The organism is Bradyrhizobium retamae, from assembly GCF_001440415.1.
GTDB classification, from domain to species: Bacteria; Pseudomonadota; Alphaproteobacteria; order Rhizobiales; family Xanthobacteraceae; genus Bradyrhizobium; species Bradyrhizobium retamae.
Genome location: NZ_LLYA01000225.1, coordinates 219788 through 226788, shown reverse-complemented (window position 1 = coordinate 226788; position 7001 = coordinate 219788). Strand labels below are relative to the sequence as shown.

Annotated in this window: 6 protein-coding genes and 3 pseudogenes; 5 read left to right on the top strand and 4 right to left on the bottom strand. The window is 59.5% G+C overall.

Features of this window, described 5'->3' with window-relative positions; all coding sequences use genetic code 11:
• The first annotated feature begins 123 nt into the window (after positions 1 to 123).
• A complete protein-coding gene (locus CQ13_RS39590; protein ID WP_082637906.1) occupies positions 124 to 1800 on the top strand; it encodes an ATP-dependent Clp protease adaptor ClpS in 1677 nt (558 codons plus the stop codon).
• A gap of 495 nt (positions 1801 to 2295) precedes the next feature.
• Positions 2296 to 2886: a hypothetical protein gene (locus tag CQ13_RS39585; protein ID WP_057848156.1), complete on the top strand. Its 591-nt coding sequence runs from the start codon at positions 2296 to 2298 to the stop codon at positions 2884 to 2886.
• Here the strand turns inward: CQ13_RS39585 and CQ13_RS39580 are convergent.
• A pseudogene (locus tag CQ13_RS39580) lies at positions 2855 to 3298 on the bottom strand (Rieske (2Fe-2S) protein). The gene CQ13_RS39585 and the pseudogene CQ13_RS39580 overlap by 32 nt on opposite strands.
• A gap of 243 nt (positions 3299 to 3541) precedes the next feature.
• Between CQ13_RS39580 and CQ13_RS39575 the strand changes: the two are divergent.
• The 3 genes and pseudogenes from CQ13_RS39575 to CQ13_RS39565 all read left to right on the top strand — a co-directional run.
• Positions 3542 to 4019: pseudogene (locus CQ13_RS39575) on the top strand (LuxR C-terminal-related transcriptional regulator); the annotation flags it as partial.
• A gap of 83 nt (positions 4020 to 4102) precedes the next feature.
• Entirely contained in the window at positions 4103 to 4492 is a 390-nt protein-coding gene (locus CQ13_RS39570; RefSeq protein WP_057848155.1) for a response regulator, read from the top strand.
• Positions 4493 to 4616: 124 nt separating this feature from the next.
• The gene (locus CQ13_RS39565; protein WP_057848154.1) at positions 4617 to 5300 is read left to right on the top strand and encodes a helix-turn-helix domain-containing protein; all 684 of its coding nucleotides are present in this window, start codon (positions 4617 to 4619) and stop codon (positions 5298 to 5300) included.
• 60 nt (positions 5301 to 5360) lie between these two features.
• Here CQ13_RS39565 and CQ13_RS39560 read toward each other — a convergent pair.
• The 3 genes and pseudogenes from CQ13_RS39560 to CQ13_RS39550 form a co-directional block, all read right to left on the bottom strand.
• A pseudogene (locus CQ13_RS39560) lies at positions 5361 to 5606 on the bottom strand (IS630 family transposase); the annotation flags it as partial.
• Between the two features lie 100 nt (positions 5607 to 5706).
• Complete coding sequence (locus tag CQ13_RS39555; protein WP_057848152.1) at positions 5707 to 6162, bottom strand: HipA domain-containing protein; 456 nt, start codon at positions 6160 to 6162, stop codon at positions 5707 to 5709.
• Between the two features lie 551 nt (positions 6163 to 6713).
• Positions 6714 to 6995, bottom strand: coding sequence for a hypothetical protein (locus CQ13_RS39550; RefSeq protein ID WP_057848151.1), 282 nt, complete (start codon positions 6993 to 6995; stop codon positions 6714 to 6716).
• Positions 6996 to 7001 lie beyond the last annotated feature (6 nt).

The following is a 7001-nucleotide window of genomic DNA, read 5'->3' as shown; positions in this document are numbered from 1 at the left end:
TTGCGTGTCTTTCTTTATGGATTCCGCCGATGAAGCGTAAGGAACGCGGCGGCAAGCAATTTGCATTGCGTGTCTAAGCCGGCCGAAGTGTCCGGTGATGAGCTTAGATCGGAGACCACTTTCATGACGAACACTGCGGAACAACTAGAACACGCACCGGGGGTCTTTGTGGACAAGATCTGCGCAGGCGGTCCGCCCATTCAGCTTGTTTTGCACAATGACGACAAGACGACTCTCGGTTTCGTGGTACGCCTGCTGCGCGAGGTATTCGACAAACAGGAGCGGGATGCCATTAGGCTCGCCAAACTCGTCTTGCAGCATGGCAAGGCCGTCTGCGGACGCTATCCTCCCTCAGTCGCAAAGGCGCTCCTCGAGGCGGCGCAAGAGCGTATCCGAGCTGAAGGATGTCACCTGCTGATCACGGGCGAAGCCGCGGGCGAAGCGGACGGCCCCGACCTGTCCGACGTGCAATTCGAATATGCCTTCGAAGCGCTTGAGTGGCACTTCACCAATATACCGCCGAGCGAACTCGTCACTACTGTGCGGCAATTCCCGGGCCACATGCAGGCCGATGTTCAGGTCGCGATCGATAAGCTATTCGCCGATCCGGTCCGCTTCTTCGGCGCCTATGAAGAACATAGGTACGAGACGCTTTCATTCGCTCGGATGAAACAGCGTGGAAAGCATGCGGTTTCGCTGGTGCCGCCGCAATATCACCAGGTTGATACTGGCGAGACGGCGCCGGTCAAATGCCTGTACAATGGACTGTGGCTTTGCCGGGCGAGCGAATTTTTCTATGCCGTCGTGCTCTCTACTGAGTTCGAGTTCAAGCAAGAGTCGAGGATCCGGATTGAAATCGCTGCCCCTGCGGGGTCTGGCGGCGAAGCCTTTGTTCAGCGCAGCTTTGACGAACTGGAACGGGCGGTGCACGCGGCACGTTCTTATCGCGGCAAGATCCTCTCATTCGAGAAAGGTGCGGATTACAGCGGCCGCTCAAGAGGCATCATGGTGCATCGATTGGCACCAGTGAGGCGCGAGGACGTGATCCTGCGGGAACAGGCTATCAAATTGCTCGATCGCAACGTGTTGAGTTTTGTCGCCACGCGCGGCGCACTCCGCCGATTCGGCCAGTCGACCCGCAAGGGCATCCTGCTCTATGGCCCGCCCGGCACCGGTAAGACCCACACCATCCGCTATCTCGCCACCAACCTACCGGGACACACCACGCTAATCATCACCGCCGAAGAGGTCGGTGAGCTGAGCGCCTATATGGCGCTCGCGCGCCTGCTGCAGCCTACCATGGTGGTGATCGAGGATGTCGATCTGATCGCCAGCAAGCGCGACGACTTGACATCATGTGAGGAGGCCGCGCTGAACAAGCTCCTAAATGAAATGGACGGCTTGAAGGAAGACGCTGACATCCTCTTCGTGCTCACCACCAACCGCCCCGAGCAACTCGAGGGCGCCCTGGCCGGTCGCCCCGGCCGCATCGACCAGGCGATCGAGATGCCGCTGCCTGATACGACCGGCCGCGACAAGCTGATCCGGCTTTACGGCATGGGCCTGCCGCTTGAGGCGAAGATCGTAGCCGAGACGGTGCGCCGCACTGAGGGCGTCAGCGCCGCTTTCATTAAGGAGCTGATGCGGCGCATTGCGCAATCATGCATCGCTCGTGACGGCGGAAACTCAGTGACCACAGCTGACATCGAGGAAGCGCTCGACGACATGCTGTTCACCGGCGGCCGCCTCAACGTGAAGCTCTTGGGTGGGGCCGGAGCGATGGCTGCGGGGTCTGAATGAAAGCGAAGGGAGGAAGATCACCCGCCAAGGGCTGCGCCAACTCCCGCATGCGCCGGGTGTCGACGACGCGTCTATGATTGATGAGCAGCGAGGCGGTCCGTGAACGCGAACCGCCGCGACGAGGCCGAAGCAACAATGACTGCCCGCTCGCCGGCTGCGCCGACGTTGAGATCGCGGTCTTGACTGCATCCATTACGCTATCCGTCAGGTTGCTTGTGGCTCACCCTTCCTTTGCATCAGTCGATTGCTTGCGAATTCGCAAGCTGCATGCCAGCGCGCGCTTGATAGTTCCTGTCTTTTTCGAATCGCGCAGAGTGGCTTTGCGACCCGTGTCGGGTTCCTGACGAGGCTCTTCGAGGGATCGCGGCGCGCTTGCGTGTTTTCTTTAAGTGTTACGCGGATGAACCATTCCAGTCGCGGCGGCAAACAATTTGCATTGCACGTGTTGCGCCGGCCGAGGTGTCCGGTGATGAGCTTAGATCGAGGACGATTTTCATGACTGCAATCGAGAACACCGCGCTAGGCCGGCTGGACAAGGAGGGGCGCCTGCTCAATGCCATATTCAAGGGCGGGACCACCAAGCAGGGCCGGTTCGGCTTTCGCGGCGATATCGCACTAAAATTCCAGACCCAGGTCGCGGACGAGAAGCGGCCGCCCCACTATTCGATCGAGCAGGTGCTGATGGTCGCGCAGGAAGGCGAAAGCAACATTCCGGTGCTGGCCGGCTATCTGCACTGCTTCGCTTATCTTGCTGATATCGCAAACGTTCTTGACGGCGCGCTAAGCCCTGGTGGCAGCTACTTCATGTTTTGCAACAACATAGACCTGTTGGCGAAATACCGAACCAAACTCGGTGATATCACCTTCCACGTGCTGCCGTGCGATGAATCCACTGTCTGGAAGGAGATGATGGACCTGGTCGGGGTCAACAAGAACGACATCAAGGAGCTCGATGCGGGCGGCAGGCTCGATTACTTGCTCGACGCGGCCAGGAATGTCGATGCATCCTATGACGAGATCTCCTACGAAGACGGGCTGAAGAGGATGGGGCCCGTCAAAAACCGCAACGAGAACCGGCCGGTCTGAGCGCTGGTTCAGCTCTCGCCGGTGGGATCCGTTCTCGTCCTACAACAAGCCGCACGCCGGTGACGCAGATGTCGCCGTCCAGCACCGTCAACGCGACCGGCGTGAGCCCGCTGCCCTTGCACCGGCCATCAACGCAGCGGCCGGTGCCGAGCTCGAAGGTCGAGCCGTGCTTACTGCGCATCAGCCGGATGCCCTTGGGATCGAGGAACTAGTTACGTTCCAAGTCCAGGTTGACCCGGTTATGCGGGCATTTATTGAGATAGCCAAACACCCGCTTGCCCCAGCGCACCACAACAATGGACCACGGCCTATGGCTTCCGTCCTCGTCGATGATCATGAGATGGAAGCCCATGGCTTGCTGGTTTGGGATGTCGTAGAAGCCGCAGATCGCATAGGCGGTATTCGGCTGCATCCATTGCTCATTCATGACAAGATGCCTTTCATTAATCACCCTGCGATCAGCCCTGCAAGAATCGCGCAGGGTGCCGGATCACCTCACCTTCTGGGGAATTCGACGCGCAGCGTCGCAAGCGCGACCACCACTAGGTGCGACCCGTGCACGATCGACGGGTTCGCGCGAGCACTGTCGCTTTACGGGGCTCACGACGCGCATCTCCGCGGCTGCTACAAAAAATTGATCTCTTCGCGTCCGACTTTGCCCACAATCCAATTCGGTTGCGTGGCCTCGGATATCCGTATGCCGGGTATCGACGGAATCGAGCTGTTGAAGCGCGTCAAGGCGAGCCGTGCCACCTTGCCCATCATCATCATTGCCGGCCATGGCGATGTCCCCCTGGCTGTCGAGGCGATGAAGTTCGGCGCCGTCGATTTCCTGGAAAAGCCGTTCGAGGATGACCGCCTGGTCGCGATGATCGACGCCGCGCTCCGGCAGGCTGAGGCCGGCGCCCGCGACGAGGGGATGACGCAGGCGCGGGTCTCTTCGCTGAGCGCGCGAGCGGCAGGTGATGGACGGATTGGTGGCCGGCCTCTCCAACAAGATGATCGCTCGCGACTACAATATCAGTCCGCGCACCATCGAGGTCTACCGGGCCAAGTTGATGACCAAGATGCAGGCGTCCAGCCTTTCCGAACTCGTCGGCCTCGCCATGCGGGCGGGAGTGCTGAAAAATTGAGCTGAATCAACTGACTCCATTCGGAGGACCTTATAAATGCGCGATGGACCAGATGCCCGGTCAGAAAGCCCATAGAGCGTGTGATGCCCTCATCTCCCAGAATGCCACTCGTTTACGTCGTCGATGATGACACCGACGTGCTCAGATCGCTCCAATTTCTCCTGGAAACCGACGGCTTCTGTGTCGGCACGTTCCGCAGCGCCGAAGCGCTCTTGAACGCCATGACCGTGGGCGGTGCCGATTGTTTGGTGATCGACTACAAGATGCCGGGCATGAGCGGTATTGACCTTGCTGGCCTCTTGCGCCGGCGCGAAGCCGACACGCCGATCATTCTCATCACCGGTTACCCCGACGCGTCTATTCCGGCCAAGGCAGCCACCGCCGGCATCCGTCACGTCCTCATCAAGCCCCATATTGAGGACAGCCTTTCCTCCCGCATCTGGGACGCGATCAACGGTGATCCCCAGCTCTGAGCGCCGTAAAAATCCCATCGCTCCGGGACTCTACGTAGGGCATCACCCTTAAGGCATGGAGCGGTATTTTCGGGCTCGGTTGGTCGGTTTACCAACGCGCCATTCGCCGCAAAGGAGATGGCTTATGCTCACCCCATCCGCCCCTTCCCTCAACATCAACAGGCCCGCTCCTAGCGCGTTTGCGCCTTCCAAACCGTTCTGCGGCCTCTCGAGCCACGCCGGCCTGATCGCCACTGAGTTCACCTACCGCAATGACGAAGAAATCTATGGCAAGGATGAGCCCGCCGAATATGTCTACCAGGTGATCCGCGGCGCCGTGCGCACCTACAAGCTGTTGTCCGACGGCAGCCGGCAGATCGGTGCGTTCCATTTGTCCGGTGACGTGTTCGGGCTGGTATCCGGCACCAAGCACCGCTTGGCCGCCGAAGCCATCATCGACACCACCGTGCGCCTGGTAAGGCGCCGCAGCCTCGAACAGGTCGCCGGCACTAACGTCCAGGTCGCCCACAAGCTTTGGACCATGACGGCGGGCGATCTCAAGCACGCCGAGGAAATGCTGCTGCTCAGTCGCAAGAGCGCGATGGAGCGGGTCGCCAACTTCCTCCTGGAGATGGATCGTCGCCTTGCAGTCGCCGGCATGATGGCGCTGCCGATGTGCCGCCGCGACATCGGCGACTATCTTGGGCTCACGTTGGAGACGGTCTCGCGCGCACTGTCGCAGTTGAACGACGAAGGCGTGCTGGGCTTTTCCGGCGCCCGGCAGATCGTGCTGCGCAATCGTCAGCGCCTGCGCAACATGGACATCTGATCTGCCTCATATGGCGAAGCCAAGTGGAGCGAATTCAGCTTGGCCGACGTCGATTGGGTCGATCCGGTCATGGCGTAAGGCGGCCAGGAAGGTCATGGTCTTCCAGCGGCCGTGTGGAACCTTGGCGAGAAGCCTGCGACCACGCGGTGCCCATTCCCGTAATGCGGCCATATCGGTTCTGGTCCAAGTCTCGTCGATGAAAACCAGGCGCTCAGGCTCGATGCGATCTTGATATTTGATCCACTGGGCTCGCCGCCTTGCGACGTCGGGACGATCGCGTTCGCCAGCCACTACGCTTTTTTGGAAGATTCGCGCGCTCACGCTCACGTCGGACATCTTCGATTAGCTGGCGAAAGGCGTCCTCTCGTAACGGAGCGAAACCTGTTTACGCGTATTGCGCGTTCACTCAGCGCGAAAAACCTTCATAGACGAAAGCGCCCCGAATGGTTTCCGCGTCCTTTTCTGTGACGCCCTTGGCTTGGACAGTATCGTACCAGGTCGCGCGCACTTTTTCGGTCATGTCCGCGACGATCGCTTTCGCTTCTTCCTCTTCCTGGAGAAATCGCGCGCGTTGCGACAGAAGATTTTTCGCGTTCGCGAACCGCCCCTGGTCGCCCGCATCCATCGCAAGATCGCGCCGCTCCTGCGCGATGACAGGAGACGGTGCGAGATCATAGGCCGGCGAAAGCTTCCAGTGGCGGTCCTTCGCGATAATCGCGTGGTTGCGTGGGTGGTCGTCGATATTCGAGATCAGCGCATTGAAAAGCATGCGGCGAAAAAGCTCCGGCGCGTCGCGCTTTGGCTCTTCCACGACCGGGCGCAATTCTTCCGCGAGCAACACGTAGGACCAGCGGTCACGCATTCCGCCGCCTCTTCCGCTCGAAGCAGCGTCAGACCGCTTATCGCCGCGATCGCTGCAGCACTCGTACGACCGCGATCTCCTTTGTGATGCTTTCGCTATCCTGCTCGACGAAGAGCTTCGCTTGCACGGATAGCCGAACAATTGGGACGACGGTTCGCACTGCGCAGATCATGCTCTCGTGGCCATGTGGATCGCTCCGGACAGCGGCGCGCTCGTCCGACGGTAGTCGCGGGCAATGGTGTCGCTCCGGCGAAGGTCGCCTTGTGTAGCTCCGTTCGAACGCCGATCACCCCACATTCATGGGCTAATTTGATCAGCTCCAGTCAAAGAAAGGCAATGAGATCAAGCTACAAACGTATTTGTCGCCACTAACCAAACGCGACGCCCTGTCAGAATCTGGGGTGTCGCTATTGAAGTGGTTCGCGGTCCTGTCACCCCAGTGAGCTGCCGTCAACAAAACATGATCACTGTCTCCTCATTCGATTTTGCTGGCGGATGATGGCCTTGCGGATCTTTCAGCTATCCGAAGCCGCTCCAATCTTTCTCTGCCTTCAGTGGAGACACGGTTGGCGCTGTGCTTGAATGAGTCGTTCAAAAGACTTTGTTTTCGACTTGCAGTTACAGGTTGGATGTCGAGAACCAGATTCACCAAAGCTGATGTCAAACGCGCGGCAAGAGGTGTCCTCGACGGTGAAGGTAAAGTCGCGCGCGAGGATCCACGCGCCGGGAAACCTCGTCAGAGGGTTCGCCGCCACGGCCTCTTCATGCTTGATGTGGAGATCATCGAAGAGCTGGGTCTGCCCGAAAAACTTGGCCGTAACGTATTGCGGCAATTAGAC